This window comes from Escherichia sp. E10V10, from assembly GCF_004211985.1.
Lineage (GTDB): Bacteria > Pseudomonadota > Gammaproteobacteria > Enterobacterales > Enterobacteriaceae > Escherichia.
The window spans coordinates 309,290-323,234 of sequence record NZ_RHJO01000004.1 but is presented as its reverse complement, the minus strand read 5'-3'; the positions used below and the strand labels follow the sequence as shown (position 1 = coordinate 323,234).

The following is a 13,945-nucleotide window of genomic DNA, read 5'->3' as shown; positions in this document are numbered from 1 at the left end:
GCTGAAGCCAAACAAAACCGCCGCAGGCTAAGTCCCTTAGCTTTCCTGCAACCGTGACGGCGGCGCCGAATGATAGTGCGCATCGGCCTCGGCAAAGCGTTTTTGCATCGCCGCTGACGGCGCTTTACCCAGCAAACTAAACACCACAATCCCGATACTGCCGAAGATGAAGCCCGGAATAATTTCGTACAGACCCAGCCAACCGAACTGCTTCCAGACGATAACCGTCAGCGCACCGATGATCATCCCCGCCAGCGCACCGTTGCGCGTCATGCGTGACCACATCACCGAGAACAGCACCACCGGACCAAACGCCGCGCCAAAGCCTGCCCACGCGTAGCTCACTAAGCCCAGCACGCGGTTTTCCGGGTTTGCCGCCAGCGCAATCGCCACCAGCGCCACTACCAGCACCATCACACGCCCTACCCACACCAGTTCTTTCTGGCTGGCATGTTTACGCAGAAACGCTTTGTACAAATCTTCAGTAATCGCACTGGAACATACCAGCAACTGGCAGCTTAAGGTTGACATCACCGCAGCCAGAATCGCCGACAGCAGAATCCCGGCAATCCACGGGTTAAACAGAATTTGCGCCAGTTCGATAAACACACGCTCGGCGTTCTGATTTACCGCACCCGCCAGCGCCGGATGATCGTTAAAGTAAGCAATCCCAAAGAAGCCGACAGCCACCGCCCCTGCCAGGCAGAGGATCATCCAGGTCATACTGATACGACGCGCATGGACAATACTATGGTGAGAATCCGCCGCCATAAAACGCGCCAGAATGTGCGGCTGACCGAAGTAACCCAGCCCCCAGCCCATTAGCGAGATAATGGCAACAAAGTTCAGCCCTTTGAGCATATCCACGTTTTCGATGCTCTTTTGTTTGATCACTTCCAGCGAGTCGCCAAACCCACCGACACTGATAATGACGATAACCGGCGTCAGGATCAGGGCAAAAATCATCAGGCTGGCCTGTACAGTGTCAGTCCAGCTCACCGCGAGGAAACCGCCAATAAAGGTGTAAAGGATCGTCGCCGCAGCTCCTGCCCACAGAGCCGTTTCGTAGCTCATGCCAAAGGTACTTTCAAACAGACGCGCGCCTGCCACAATGCCCGAAGCGCAATAAATGGTGAAGAACAGCAAAATAACCAGCGCGGAGATAATGCGCAAAATGCGGCTTTTATCTTCAAAGCGCCCGGTGAAATAATCCGGCAGAGTTAAGGCGTTATTATTGTATTCGGTATGAACACGCAACCGCCCGGCCACCAGCTTCCAGTTAATCCACGCGCCTAATGTCAGACCAATGGCGATCCAGCTTTCGGAAATCCCGGAAAGAAAAACCGCGCCCGGCAACCCCATTAACAGCCAGCCGCTCATATCCGACGCACCCGCCGATAATGCCGTCACGAATGGCCCAAGGCTACGACCGCCCAGAATATAATCGTCAAAGTTTTTCGTTGATCGCCAGGCGATAAACCCAATCAATATCATGCCAAAGATATAGACACAAAATGTCACCAACATCGGTGTGCTAATAGCCATCTAAAGTCTCCAAAAATTATTATCGGCAATGTCGAAACTTGCCGTTATATCTGCCACCGGAACGGGGTAACAGAGTTTATGTTTTACCAGGGCGACCGTATCCTGCCGGAAGTGCTGGTTATTCACAATCGATTTAACACATCATTTACATCAAATTTTATTGCCCAGCGATACTATTTTTCATCAGGTTGCACTTCCTCACATTTTTTACGGTTGCACCTTTCAAAAATGTTAACTGCCGCAGAGAAAAAGTCTGCGTTACTTTTTTAATCCCTGTCATATCGATTTCTTTTATTAACATTTCATTCATTTTTAAGCTTGCTACGTAAGTCACATTTAACGCAGTTGCACAAAGTTGCAACATAATAGATATTTCACGATAACGTTAAGTTGCACTTTTCAGAACAACAGGAGTAATGGCATGGGAACCACCACCATGGGGGTTAAGCTGGACGACGCGACGCGTGAGCGTATTAAGTCAGCCGCGACACGTATCGATCGCACACCGCACTGGTTAATTAAGCAGGCGATTTTTTCTTATCTTGAACAACTGGAAAATAGCGATACCTTGCCGGAGCTACCTGCGCTGCTTTCTGGCGCGGCCAATGAGAGCGATGAAGCACCGACTCCGGCAGAGGAACCACACCAGCCATTCCTCGACTTTGCCGAGCAAATTTTGCCCCAGTCGGTTTCCCGCGCCGCTATCACCGCCGCGTATCGCCGCCCGGAAACTGAAGCGGTTTCTATGCTGCTGGAACAAGCTCGCCTGCCGCAGCCGATTGCCGAACAGGCGCACAAACTGGCGTATCAACTGGCCGATAAACTGCGTAATCAAAAAAACGCCAGTGGTCGCGCAGGTATGGTTCAGGGATTATTGCAGGAGTTTTCGCTGTCATCGCAGGAAGGCGTGGCGCTGATGTGTCTGGCAGAAGCGTTGTTGCGTATTCCCGACAAAGCCACCCGGGATGCGTTAATTCGCGACAAAATCAGCAACGGTAACTGGCAGTCACACATTGGTCGTAGCCCGTCTTTGTTTGTTAATGCCGCCACCTGGGGGCTGCTGTTTACCGGCAAACTGGTTTCTACCCATAACGAAGCCAGCCTCTCCCGCTCGCTGAATCGCATTATCGGTAAAAGCGGTGAACCGCTGATCCGCAAAGGTGTGGATATGGCGATGCGCCTGATGGGCGAGCAGTTCGTCACGGGTGAGACCATCGCGGAAGCGTTAGCCAATGCCCGCAAGCTGGAAGAAAAAGGTTTCCGTTACTCCTACGATATGCTGGGCGAAGCCGCGCTGACTGCCGCAGACGCACAGGCGTATATGGTTTCCTATCAGCAGGCGATTCACGCCATTGGTAAAGCATCCAATGGTCGTGGCATCTATGAAGGTCCGGGCATTTCAATCAAGCTGTCGGCGCTGCATCCGCGCTACAGCCGCGCCCAGTATGACCGGGTAATGGAAGAGCTGTACCCACGTCTGAAATCACTCACCCTGCTGGCGCGTCAGTACGATATTGGTATCAACATTGACGCCGAAGAGGCCGATCGTCTGGAGATCTCCCTCGATCTGCTGGAAAAACTCTGTTTCGAGCCTGAACTGGCTGGCTGGAACGGCATCGGTTTTGTTATTCAGGCTTATCAAAAACGCTGCCCACTGGTGATTGATTACCTGGTTGATCTCGCCACCCGCAGCCGTCGCCGTCTGATGATTCGCCTGGTGAAAGGCGCGTACTGGGATAGTGAAATCAAGCGTGCGCAGATGGACGGCCTTGAAGGTTACCCGGTTTATACCCGCAAGGTGTATACCGACGTTTCATATCTCGCCTGTGCGAAAAAGCTGCTGGCGGTGCCAAATCTAATCTACCCGCAGTTCGCGACGCACAACGCCCATACGCTGGCGGCGATTTATCAACTGGCTGGTCAGAACTACTACCCGGGTCAGTACGAGTTCCAGTGCCTGCATGGTATGGGCGAGCCACTGTATGAGCAGGTCACCGGGAAAGTTGCCGACGGCAAACTTAACCGTCCGTGTCGTATTTATGCCCCGGTTGGCACACATGAAACGCTGCTGGCGTATCTGGTGCGCCGCCTGCTGGAAAACGGTGCTAACACCTCGTTTGTTAACCGTATTGCCGACACCTCTTTGCCACTGGATGAACTGGTCGCCGATCCGGTCACTGCTGTAGAAAAACTGGCGCAACAGGAAGGGCAAACTGGATTACCGCATCCGAAAATTCCCCTGCCGCGCGATCTTTACGGTCACGTGCGCGACAACTCGGCAGGGCTGGATCTCGCCAATGAACACCGTCTGGCCTCGCTCTCTTCTGCCCTGCTCAATAGTGCACTGCAAAAATGGCAGGCCTTGCCAATGCTGGAACAACCGGTCACGGCTGGTGAGATGTCGCCCGTTATTAACCCTTCGGAACCGAAAGATATTGTGGGCTATATGCGTGAAGCCACGCCGAGTGAAGTAGAACAGGCGCTGGAAAGTGCGGTTAATAACGCGCCAATCTGGTTTGCCACTCCTCCGGCTGAACGCGCGGCGATTTTGCATCGCGCTGCCGTGCTAATGGAAAGCCAGATGCAGCAACTGATTGGTATTCTGGTGCGTGAAGCCGGAAAAACCTTCAGTAACGCCATTGCCGAAGTGCGCGAAGCGGTCGATTTTCTCCACTACTACGCCGGACAGGTGCGGGATGATTTCGCTAACGAAACCCACCGTCCATTAGGGCCTGTGGTGTGTATCAGTCCGTGGAACTTCCCGCTGGCTATTTTCACCGGGCAGATTGCTGCTGCACTGGCGGCAGGTAACAGCGTACTGGCAAAACCGGCAGAACAAACGCCGCTGATTGCCGCGCAAGGGATCGCCATTTTGCTGGAAGCGGGTGTACCGCCAGGCGTGGTGCAATTGCTGCCAGGTCGGGGTGAAACCGTGGGCGCGCAACTGACGGGTGATGATCGCGTGCGCGGGGTGATGTTTACCGGTTCAACCGAAGTCGCTACGTTACTGCAACGCAATATCGCCAGTCGCCTGGACGCTCAGGGTCGCCCTATTCCGCTCATCGCTGAAACCGGCGGCATGAACGCGATGATTGTCGATTCTTCAGCACTGACCGAACAAGTAGTAATAGATGTGCTGGCCTCGGCGTTCGACAGTGCGGGTCAGCGTTGTTCGGCACTGCGCGTGCTGTGCCTGCAAGATGAGATTGCCGACCACACGTTGAAAATGCTGCGCGGCGCAATGGCCGAATGCCGGATGGGTAATCCGGGTCGCCTGACCACTGATATCGGTCCGGTGATTGATAGCGAAGCGAAAGCCAATATCGAGCGTCATATTCAGACCATGCGTAGCAAAGGCCGTCCGGTGTTCCAGGCGGTGCGGGAAAACAGCGAAGATGCCCGCGAATGGCAAAGCGGCACCTTTGTCGCCCCGACGCTTATCGAACTGGATGACTTTGCTGAATTGCAAAAAGAGGTCTTTGGTCCGGTGCTGCATGTGGTGCGTTACAACCGTAACCAGCTGCCGGAACTGATCGAGCAGATTAACGCTTCCGGCTATGGCCTGACGCTTGGCGTTCATACGCGTATTGATGAAACCATTGCCCAGGTCACTGGCTCGGCCCATGTTGGTAACCTGTATGTTAACCGTAATATGGTGGGTGCAGTGGTTGGTGTGCAGCCGTTCGGCGGCGAAGGGTTGTCCGGTACCGGGCCGAAAGCAGGCGGTCCGCTCTATCTCTACCGTCTGCTGGCGAATCGCCCGGAAAGTGCGCTGGCGGTGACGCTCGCGCGTCAGGATGCAGAGTATCCGGTCGATGCGCAGTTGAAAGCCGCATTGACTCAGCCGCTAAATGCACTGCGGGAATGGGCGGCAAATCGTCCAGAATTGCAGGCGTTATGTACGCAATATGGCGAGCTGGCGCAGGCAGGAACACAACGATTGCTGCCAGGGCCGACGGGTGAACGTAACACCTGGACGCTACTGCCGCGTGAGCGCGTGTTGTGTATTGCCGATGATGAACAGGATGCACTGACTCAGCTCGCCGCCGTGCTGGCGGTGGGCAGCCAGGTGCTGTGGCCGGATGACGCGCTGCATCGTCAGTTAGTGAAGGCATTGCCATCGGCAGTCAGCGAACGTATTCAACTGGCGAAAGCGGAAAATATAGCCGCTCAACCGTTTGATGCGGTGATCTTCCACGGTGATTCGGATCAGCTTCGCGCATTGTGTGAAGCGGTTGCCGCGCGGGATGGCGCAATTGTTTCGGTGCAGGGTTTTGCCCGTGGCGAAAGCAATATCCTGCTGGAGCGGCTGTATATCGAACGTTCGCTGAGTGTGAATACCGCTGCCGCTGGCGGTAACGCCAGTTTAATGACGATCGGTTAAACAGGTAGCCGGAGGATGTTGCACCTTCCTCCGGCATCATTAGCGTGGTCGAATCCCCTCAATAATAATCCGCTGCACGTTTTCAACCGTTTGATTGAAAAATACCTCATCGCGCAACGTCGCACCTGTCACCGCCTCCACCTGAGGGGCGAAATCGGCGTAATGTTGAGTGGAGGCCCAAATCATAAAAATCAAATGCTGCGGGTCAATCGGCGCGAGTTTGCCGCTTTTGACCCAACCGGCAATCAGCGCCGATTTCTCATCAATTAATGCCTTCAAATCGCCCGTCAGTTCATCCATTAACAGCGGCGCACCTGCCAGCATCTCCATACAGAACAGGCGCGAAGCCTGCGGATAATCGCGGGAGACTTCCAGCTTCAGACGGATGTACTCTTTGATCGCCGCCAGCGGGGCGAAATCTTCACGAAACGCTTTTAACGGTGCCAACCAGATATCGAGAATCTGCCGCAGCACGGCAATATACAGCGCCTCTTTTGACGGAAAGTAATACAGCAGATTGGTTTTTGAAACACCCGCCATCTCTGCAATTTGCTCCAGCCGTGTGCCGTGAAAACCGAATTGCGAAAAAGTGTCCAGTGCCGCGCTAAGAATCGCTTTTTTCTTCGCACTCACTGCGCGCGAACGTTTACCCGTTGTTTTCACTGCGCCTTGCGTCATGCGCTCTCCCCTCTTGTAGATTGGCAACAGGATAGCAAAACCCCCGTCTGGCCTCGACCTTCTGCACTCTCATCGCGCACGGATGCATGTTTTATGTGCAACTGTTTTGACCGTTTAGTCCACTTTTTACCAGATATTTTAGATAACGCAATGTTAACACATTAATAACATTCACTTTTTAAAAACTGGCACCCGCTTTGCAAACAAGCCATTAGGCGGCTGAAAAGGATATGCAGGATGCAGCGCCCCGTCTGACTTTCACTTTACGAGACGAAGAGAGGTTGATGATGAAAATTGGCGTATTTGTACCTATTGGCAACAACGGCTGGCTCATTTCGACCCACGCGCCGCAGTACATGCCGACCTTTGAACTGAATAAAGCCATTGTGCAAAAAGCGGAGCACTACCATTTCGATTTCGCCCTGTCGATGATCAAACTGCGTGGTTTTGGCGGCAAAACTGAGTTCTGGGATCACAACCTTGAGTCGTTCACTTTGATGGCGGGGCTGGCGGCCGTGACCTCGCGCATTCAGATTTACGCCACTGCCGCCACCTTAACGTTGCCTCCGGCAATCGTCGCCCGTATGGCAGCAACCATTGACTCCATCTCTGGCGGGCGTTTTGGCGTCAACCTCGTGACTGGCTGGCAAAAGCCCGAGTATGAGCAGATGGGTATCTGGCCTGGCGATGACTATTTCTCCCGTCGTTACGACTATCTCAACGAATATGTTCAGGTGCTGCGCGACCTGTGGGGCACGGGGAAAAGCGATTTTAAAGGCGATTTTTTCACCATGAATGATTGTCGCGTCAGTCCGCAACCGAGTGTCCCCATGAAAGTGATCTGCGCCGGGCAAAGCGACGCTGGCATGGCGTTCTCCGCTCAGTATGCCGATTTCAACTTCTGTTTCGGCAAAGGCGTAAATACCCCCACGGCTTTCGCCCCGACCGCTGCGCGGATGAAACAGGCCGCAGAGCAAACCGGGCGCGACGTTGGCTCTTATGTGTTGTTTATGGTGATTGCCGATGAAACCGACGATGCCGCTCGCGCCAAATGGGAACACTACAAAGCGGGCGCAGATGAAGAGGCGTTAAGCTGGCTAACCGAACAAAGTCAGAAAGATACCCGCTCCGGTACTGACACCAACGTCCGTCAGATGGCCGATCCCACTTCGGCGGTAAACATCAATATGGGGACGTTAGTCGGTTCTTACGCCAGTGTCGCGCGCATGTTAGATGAAGTCGCAAGCGTGCCTGGTGCCGAAGGCGTGCTGTTGACCTTCGATGATTTTCTGTCGGGAATCGAAACCTTCGGCGAGCGCATTCAACCACTGATGCAGTGCCGCGCCCATCTCCCTGCGCTGACTCAGGAGGTGGCATGATGACAACCTTAGCCGCACGACCGGAAGCAATTACCTTCGATCCGCAGCAAAGTGCGCTGATCGTGGTGGATATGCAAAACGCTTATGCCACGCCAGGCGGCTACTTAGATCTCGCCGGGTTTGATGTCTCAACCACTCGCCCGGTCATTGCCAACATTCAAACCGCCGTGACCGCAGCGCGAGCGGCAGGGATGTTGATCATCTGGTTTCAAAATGGCTGGGATGAACAGTATGTCGAGGCTGGCGGACCCGGCTCACCGAATTTTCATAAATCGAACGCCCTGAAAACCATGCGTAAGCAGCCGCAGCTGCAGGGGAAGTTGCTGGCGAAAGGCTCCTGGGATTATCAACTGGTGGATGAACTGGTGCCGCAGCCTGGCGATATTGTGCTGCCGAAGCCGCGCTACAGCGGTTTCTTCAATACGCCGCTGGACAGCATTTTGCGCAGCCGTGGAATACGTCATCTGGTTTTCACCGGCATCGCTACCAACGTCTGCGTCGAATCGACGCTACGCGACGGCTTCTTTCTGGAATATTTCGGCGTGGTGCTGGAAGACGCGACTCACCAGGCGGGGCCGGAATTTGCGCAGAAAGCTGCGTTGTTCAATATCGAAACCTTTTTTGGCTGGGTCAGCGACGTCGAAACGTTCTGCGACGCGCTTTCTCCCACGTCTCTTGCTCGTATTGCCTGAGGAACTTACTTATGCCGAAATCCGTAATTATTCCCGCTGGCAGCAGCGCACCGCTGGCCCCCTTCGTTCCCGGCACGCTGGCTGATGGCGTGGTGTATGTCTCCGGTACGCTGGCTTTTGATCAACATAATAACGTGCTGTTTGCCGATGACCCAAAGGCGCAAACCCGCCACGTTCTGGAAACCATCCGCAAGGTTATCGAAACTGCGGGTGGCACGATGGCGGATGTGACCTTCAACAGCATCTTTATTACCGACTGGAAAAATTACGCCGCGATTAACGAAATCTACGCCGAGTTTTTTCCGGGTGACAAACCGGCGCGATTCTGCATTCAGTGCGGACTGGTAAAACCTGACGCGCTGGTGGAAATCGCCACGATTGCGCATATCGCCAAGTGAGGCCGCGATGAAACTTTCACTCTCACCTCCCCCTTATGCTGATGCGCCCGTAGTGGTGTTGATTTCGGGTCTTGGCGGTAGCGGCAGTTACTGGTTACCGCAACTGGCGGTGCTGGAGCAGGAGTATCAGGTAGTCTGTTACGACCAGCGCGGTACCGGTAATAATCCCGACACGCTGACGGAGGATTACAGTATCGCCCAGATGGCAGCAGAATTGCATCAGGCACTGGTAGCCGCAGGGATTGAGCGTTACGCGGTGGTCGGCCATGCGCTCGGTGCGCTGGTGGGAATGCAGCTGGCGCTGGATTATCCCACGTCGGTAACTGTGCTGGTCAGCGTTAACGGCTGGCTACGAATAAACGCCCATACGCGCCGCTGTTTTCAGGTTCGCGAACGATTACTGTATAGCGGCGGCGCACAGGCATGGGTGGAAGCGCAGCCGTTGTTCCTCTATCCCGCCGACTGGATGGCGGCCCGCGCACCTCGCCTGGAGGCAGAAGACGCGCTGGCACTGGCGCATTTTCAGGGCAAAAATAATTTACTGCGTCGACTTAACGCCCTCAAACGCGCTGACTTTAGTCACCATGCGAATCGTATCCGCTGCCCGGTGCAAATCATCTGCGCCAGTGATGATCTGCTGGTGCCATCAGCATGTTCCAGTGAACTTCATGCCGCCCTGCCCGATAGCCAGAAAATGGTGATGCGCTATGGCGGACACGCCTGCAACGTGACCGATCCCGAAACGTTTAATGCTCTGTTACTCAACGGGCTTGCCAGCCTGTTACATCACCGTGAAGCCGCCCTGTAAGGAATTGCTATGAACGAAGCCGTTAGCCCAGGTGCGCTTAGCACCTTGTTCACCGATGCCCGCACTCACAACGGCTGGCGGGAGACACCCGTCAGCGATGAGACGTTACGGGAGATTTATGCCCTGATGAAATGGGGGCCAACATCAGCTAACTGTTCTCCGGCACGGATCGTGTTTATCCGCACGGCAGAAGGAAAAGAACGTCTGCGCCCGGCGCTTTCCAGCGGCAATCTGCAAAAAACCCTGACCGCGCCCGTCACCGCTATCGTCGCCTGGGACAGTGAATTTTATGAACGGTTACCGCAACTGTTTCCTCACGGCGATGCCCGCAGTTGGTTTACTTCCAGCCCGCAACTTGCCGAAGAAACAGCGTTTCGCAACAGCTCCATGCAGGCGGCCTATCTGATCGTTGCCTGCCGTGCGCTGGGGCTGGATACCGGCCCGATGTCGGGTTTCGACCGTCAACACGTGGACGACGCCTTTTTTGCGGGCAGCACGCTGAAAAGCAATCTGCTGATTAATATCGGCTATGGCGATAGCAGCAAACTTTTTGCGCGCCTGCCACGTCTGTCCTTTGAAGAAGCCTGCGGGCTGTTGTAAGGAGCAAACTATGAACATTGTCGATCAACAAACTTTTCGCGATGCGATGTCCTGTATGGGCGCGGCGGTCAATATCATCACCACGGACGGTCCAGCCGGGCGCGCCGGGTTCACCGCCAGCGCCGTCTGCAGCGTGACCGACACGCCGCCCACATTACTGGTGTGCCTGAATCGTGGGGCGTCCGTCTGGCCGGTATTCAATGAAAATCGAACGCTGTGTGTAAATACACTTAGCGCCGGGCAGGAGCCGCTTTCAAACCTTTTTGGCGGCAAAACGCCCATGGAACACCGCTTTGCCGCCGCCCGCTGGCAGACGGGTGTGACCGGATGCCCGCAACTGGAAGAGGCGCTGGTTTCGTTTGACTGCCGTATCAGCCAGGTGGTGAGCATCGGCACCCACGACATTCTGTTTTGCGCCATCGAGGCGATTCATCGTCACGCCACCCCCTACGGGCTGGTGTGGTTCGATCGCAGTTATCACGCGCTGATGCGCCCTGCTTGTTAACCTCCTTAAGGAGACAGCTGATGGCAATGTTCGGTTTTCCTCACTGGCAGTTAAAATCGACCTCTACAGAGAGCGGCGTGGTCGCGCCGGATGAACGATTGCCGTTTGCTCAGACGGCAGTAATGGGCGTTCAACACGCGGTGGCGATGTTTGGCGCGACGGTGTTAATGCCTATCCTGATGGGGCTGGATCCCAATCTTTCCATTTTAATGTCGGGGATCGGCACGTTACTGTTTTTCTTTATTACCGGAGGACGCGTTCCCAGTTATCTCGGTTCCAGCGCGGCTTTTGTTGGTGTGGTGATTGCTGCAACGGGCTTTAACGGCCAGGGCATTAACCCGAATATCAGCATTGCGCTGGGCGGGATTATCGCCTGTGGGCTGGTTTATACCGTCATTGGCCTGGTGGTGATGAAGATCGGTACGCGCTGGATTGAACGCCTGATGCCGCCCGTAGTGACGGGCGCGGTGGTGATGGCGATTGGCCTGAACTTAGCGCCTATCGCGGTAAAAAGTGTATCGGCTTCGGGCTTTGATAGCTGGATGGCGGTAATGACGGTGCTGTGTATTGGGCTGGTGGCCGTATTTACCCGAGGCATGGTCCAGCGGTTGCTGATTCTCGTAGGATTAATTGTCGCTTGTCTGCTGTATGGCGTGATGACCAACGTTTTAGGGCTGGGAAAAGCCGTCGATTTTACTCTCGTCAGCCATGCTGCCTGGTTCGGTCTGCCACATTTTTCCACTCCTGCTTTTAATGGTCAGGCAATGATGCTGATTGCGCCCGTGGCGGTGATTCTGGTGGCGGAAAACTTAGGTCATCTCAAGGCAGTCGCCGGGATGACCGGACGCAATATGGACCCGTATATGGGGCGGGCATTCGTCGGTGATGGGCTGGCAACGATGCTTTCCGGCTCTGTCGGCGGTAGCGGCGTGACCACCTATGCTGAAAATATCGGTGTGATGGCCGTGACGAAAGTCTACTCAACGCTGGTGTTTGTTGCTGCTGCCGTCATCGCCATGCTGTTGGGCTTTTCGCCGAAATTTGGCGCGCTGATTCATACCATTCCTGCAGCGGTGATTGGTGGTGCATCAATTGTTGTGTTCGGGCTAATTGCCGTCGCAGGCGCGCGGATCTGGGTACAAAACCGTGTGGATTTAAGCCAGAACGGCAATTTGATAATGGTCGCGGTAACGTTAGTGCTGGGCGCGGGTGATTTTGCTCTCACGCTGGGCGGCTTCACGTTGGGAGGGATCGGCACGGCAACTTTTGGCGCGATTTTACTCAATGCGTTGTTAAGCAGAAAGTTGGTTGACGTTCCTCCGCCAGAAGTTGTTCATCAGGAGCCATGAACAGAAAACCGCCGGGATTACCCGGCGGTGATGACTTTTTGACGAGCTTAAGAAAAAAATGCATTCGTCATTGATTAGCCCGGCTAGTTGTCGCTTTTGCCGTGACTGCTCTTGCCACCTTTTTTACCTGCTTCAGATGCGCGCTGCGGGTCATTCTTGAAATTACCCCCGCTGTGCTGTCCACCTTTTTTACCTGCTTCTGATGCTCTTTCGCGGTCTTCTGCAAAATTACCTGAACCGCCTCGATGGTTTGCCATTACTGACCTCCGTCTTGATGTAGACATCATATTGCATTGCATAGGATTAACGCGGCGTATGGCGGTGCCATATTTTCGCTACGTGGGACTAAGCTTAGTGAACTGACGCGGGTGGACCCGCGTTTGGTAATATCCTGCAACAGGTTCTGAGCGAGAATAGATATCATTTCCAATAATTATCCATAAGCCTCTCTTATGATTAAAAAAACGCTATGGGATAAAAATGTATCATTTTGCGACAAATTTACGCGCTTGTGAAAGTTGTTATAAATCAAATAAGTGGTTGTGAAATTTGCACTCTGAAAAGGACGTCTTATCTTTAAAAGAGTGGTAGCGAATCGCTACGGAATAGAGATAACACGAGGAGTGGTTAGAAATGGCTAAAGTTCTGGTGCTTTATTATTCCATGTACGGACATATCGAAACGATGGCGCGCGCAGTCGCTGAAGGCGCAAGCAAAGTCGATGGCGCAGAAGTTGTTGTTAAGCGTGTACCGGAAACCATGCAGCCGCAATTATTCGAAAAAGCAGGCGGTAAAACGCAAACTGCACCCGTTGCAACTCCGCAAGAACTGGCCGATTACGACGCCATTATTTTTGGTACGCCAACTCGCTTCGGCAATATGTCCGGGCAAATGCGTACCTTCCTCGACCAGACGGGCGGCCTGTGGGCTTCTGGCGCATTGTACGGAAAACTGGCGAGCGTCTTTAGCTCTACCGGCACTGGCGGCGGTCAGGAACAAACCATCACATCCACCTGGACGACACTTGCGCACCACGGCATGGTGATTGTCCCTATTGGCTACGCAGCGCAGGAACTTTTTGACGTCTCGCAGGTTCGCGGCGGAACGCCGTACGGCGCAACCACCATTGCAGGCGGTGACGGTTCACGCCAACCCAGCCAGGAAGAGTTGTCTATCGCACGTTATCAGGGGGAATATGTCGCTGGTCTGGCAGTTAAACTCAACGGCTAATCTTCAACAGGAGGATACGCATGCCAACTCAAGAAGCGAAAGCTCATCACGTGGGTGAATGGGCATCTCTGCGCAATACGTCGCCGGAAATAGCCGAGGCCATTTTCGAAGTCGCCGGGTACGACGAAAAAATGGCGGAAAAGATTTGGGAAGAAGGTAGCGATGAAGTGTTAGTCAAAGCCTTTGCTAAAACCGATAAAGATTCGCTTTTTTGGGGCGAACAGACCATCGAACGTAAAAACGTTTAATCCTGAAACTCCCCCGCTTCTCGCGGGGGAGCTTTCAAATTGTTGACAACGTGCGCTTTGTTCATGCCGGATGCGGCGTGAACGCCTTATCCGGCCTACATGATCGTGCAAATTCGATATAGTGCAATT

14 protein-coding genes are annotated in these 13,945 nt (G+C 54.1%); 10 read left to right on the top strand and 4 right to left on the bottom strand.

Annotated features, from left to right (window positions below; genetic code table 11):
• Positions 1-36: 36 nt before the first annotated feature.
• Together putP and D9736_RS23365 are read right to left on the bottom strand one after the other, a co-directional pair.
• Positions 37-1,545: a sodium/proline symporter PutP gene (gene putP, locus D9736_RS10275; protein WP_001018479.1), complete on the bottom strand. Its 1,509-nt coding sequence runs from the start codon at positions 1,543-1,545 to the stop codon at positions 37-39.
• Positions 1,546-1,702: 157 nt separating this feature from the next.
• The gene (locus tag D9736_RS23365; RefSeq protein ID WP_135381141.1) at positions 1,703-1,909 is read right to left on the bottom strand and encodes a hypothetical protein; all 207 of its coding nucleotides are present in this window, start codon (positions 1,907-1,909) and stop codon (positions 1,703-1,705) included.
• 57 nt (positions 1,910-1,966) lie between these two features.
• On the opposite strand from D9736_RS23365, the gene putA reads away from it, so the two are divergent.
• The gene (putA, locus tag D9736_RS10270; protein ID WP_130258278.1) at positions 1,967-5,929 is read left to right on the top strand and encodes a trifunctional transcriptional regulator/proline dehydrogenase/L-glutamate gamma-semialdehyde dehydrogenase; all 3,963 of its coding nucleotides are present in this window, start codon (positions 1,967-1,969) and stop codon (positions 5,927-5,929) included.
• Between the two features lie 39 nt (positions 5,930-5,968).
• On the opposite strand, the gene rutR is transcribed toward putA, so the two are convergent.
• Positions 5,969-6,607, bottom strand: coding sequence for an HTH-type transcriptional regulator RutR (gene rutR / locus D9736_RS10265; protein WP_130258277.1), 639 nt, complete (start codon positions 6,605-6,607; stop codon positions 5,969-5,971).
• Between the two features lie 287 nt (positions 6,608-6,894).
• On the opposite strand from rutR, the gene rutA reads away from it, so the two are divergent.
• The 7 genes from rutA to rutG are packed head-to-tail and all read left to right on the top strand — an operon-like array spanning position 6,895 to position 12,338.
• Positions 6,895-7,986 carry a pyrimidine utilization protein A gene (gene rutA / locus D9736_RS10260; protein ID WP_130258318.1) on the top strand — a complete coding sequence of 364 codons (1,092 nt, stop codon included), beginning with the start codon at positions 6,895-6,897 and terminating at the stop codon, positions 7,984-7,986.
• On the top strand, positions 7,986-8,678 hold the full coding sequence (rutB, locus tag D9736_RS10255) for a peroxyureidoacrylate/ureidoacrylate amidohydrolase RutB (protein ID WP_130258317.1): 693 nt from the start codon (positions 7,986-7,988) through the stop codon (positions 8,676-8,678). Before rutA ends, rutB begins: the two co-directional genes overlap by 1 nt.
• Before the next feature lie 11 nt (positions 8,679-8,689).
• The gene (gene rutC / locus D9736_RS10250; protein ID WP_001126780.1) at positions 8,690-9,076 is read left to right on the top strand and encodes a 3-aminoacrylate deaminase; all 387 of its coding nucleotides are present in this window, start codon (positions 8,690-8,692) and stop codon (positions 9,074-9,076) included.
• Between the two features lie 7 nt (positions 9,077-9,083).
• Positions 9,084-9,884, top strand: coding sequence for a pyrimidine utilization protein D (gene rutD / locus D9736_RS10245; RefSeq protein ID WP_130258276.1), 801 nt, complete (start codon positions 9,084-9,086; stop codon positions 9,882-9,884).
• Between the two features lie 9 nt (positions 9,885-9,893).
• Complete coding sequence (locus D9736_RS10240; RefSeq protein ID WP_001001171.1) at positions 9,894-10,484, top strand: malonic semialdehyde reductase; 591 nt, start codon at positions 9,894-9,896, stop codon at positions 10,482-10,484.
• Between the two features lie 10 nt (positions 10,485-10,494).
• On the top strand, positions 10,495-10,989 hold the full coding sequence (gene rutF / locus D9736_RS10235; RefSeq protein WP_001028092.1) for an NADH-dependent FMN reductase RutF: 495 nt from the start codon (positions 10,495-10,497) through the stop codon (positions 10,987-10,989).
• Positions 10,990-11,009: 20 nt separating this feature from the next.
• The gene (rutG, locus tag D9736_RS10230; RefSeq protein WP_130215833.1) at positions 11,010-12,338 is read left to right on the top strand and encodes a pyrimidine utilization transport protein G; all 1,329 of its coding nucleotides are present in this window, start codon (positions 11,010-11,012) and stop codon (positions 12,336-12,338) included.
• Between the two features lie 83 nt (positions 12,339-12,421).
• Here rutG and D9736_RS10225 read toward each other — a convergent pair whose 3' ends face one another.
• The gene (locus D9736_RS10225) at positions 12,422-12,595 is read right to left on the bottom strand and encodes a general stress protein (RefSeq protein WP_001273658.1); all 174 of its coding nucleotides are present in this window, start codon (positions 12,593-12,595) and stop codon (positions 12,422-12,424) included.
• Between the two features lie 376 nt (positions 12,596-12,971).
• Here D9736_RS10225 and wrbA point away from each other — a divergent pair, with 376 nt between their 5' ends.
• Both wrbA and D9736_RS10215 read left to right on the top strand, forming a co-directional pair.
• Positions 12,972-13,568 carry an NAD(P)H:quinone oxidoreductase gene (gene wrbA, locus D9736_RS10220; RefSeq protein WP_001151442.1) on the top strand — a complete coding sequence of 199 codons (597 nt, stop codon included), beginning with the start codon at positions 12,972-12,974 and terminating at the stop codon, positions 13,566-13,568.
• Between the two features lie 20 nt (positions 13,569-13,588).
• Positions 13,589-13,816, top strand: coding sequence for a YccJ family protein (locus tag D9736_RS10215; protein WP_001143120.1), 228 nt, complete (start codon positions 13,589-13,591; stop codon positions 13,814-13,816).
• Positions 13,817-13,945 lie beyond the last annotated feature (129 nt).

Bases quoted from the DNA above. Each gene is read 5' to 3' on its own strand.
- putP (WP_001018479.1), bottom strand. From the start codon at position 1,545: ATGGCTATTAGCACACCGATGTTGGTGACATTTTGTGTCTATATCTTT.
- D9736_RS23365 (WP_135381141.1), bottom strand. From the start codon at position 1,909: ATGTTGCAACTTTGTGCAACTGCGTTAAATGTGACTTACGTAGCAAGC.
- putA (WP_130258278.1), top strand. From the start codon at position 1,967: ATGGGAACCACCACCATGGGGGTTAAGCTGGACGACGCGACGCGTGAG.
- rutR (WP_130258277.1), bottom strand. From the start codon at position 6,607: ATGACGCAAGGCGCAGTGAAAACAACGGGTAAACGTTCGCGCGCAGTG.
- rutA (WP_130258318.1), top strand. From the start codon at position 6,895: ATGAAAATTGGCGTATTTGTACCTATTGGCAACAACGGCTGGCTCATT.
- rutB (WP_130258317.1), top strand. From the start codon at position 7,986: ATGACAACCTTAGCCGCACGACCGGAAGCAATTACCTTCGATCCGCAG.
- rutC (WP_001126780.1), top strand. From the start codon at position 8,690: ATGCCGAAATCCGTAATTATTCCCGCTGGCAGCAGCGCACCGCTGGCC.
- rutD (WP_130258276.1), top strand. From the start codon at position 9,084: ATGAAACTTTCACTCTCACCTCCCCCTTATGCTGATGCGCCCGTAGTG.
- D9736_RS10240 (WP_001001171.1), top strand. From the start codon at position 9,894: ATGAACGAAGCCGTTAGCCCAGGTGCGCTTAGCACCTTGTTCACCGAT.
- rutF (WP_001028092.1), top strand. From the start codon at position 10,495: ATGAACATTGTCGATCAACAAACTTTTCGCGATGCGATGTCCTGTATG.
- rutG (WP_130215833.1), top strand. From the start codon at position 11,010: ATGGCAATGTTCGGTTTTCCTCACTGGCAGTTAAAATCGACCTCTACA.
- D9736_RS10225 (WP_001273658.1), bottom strand. From the start codon at position 12,595: ATGGCAAACCATCGAGGCGGTTCAGGTAATTTTGCAGAAGACCGCGAA.
- wrbA (WP_001151442.1), top strand. From the start codon at position 12,972: ATGGCTAAAGTTCTGGTGCTTTATTATTCCATGTACGGACATATCGAA.
- D9736_RS10215 (WP_001143120.1), top strand. From the start codon at position 13,589: ATGCCAACTCAAGAAGCGAAAGCTCATCACGTGGGTGAATGGGCATCT.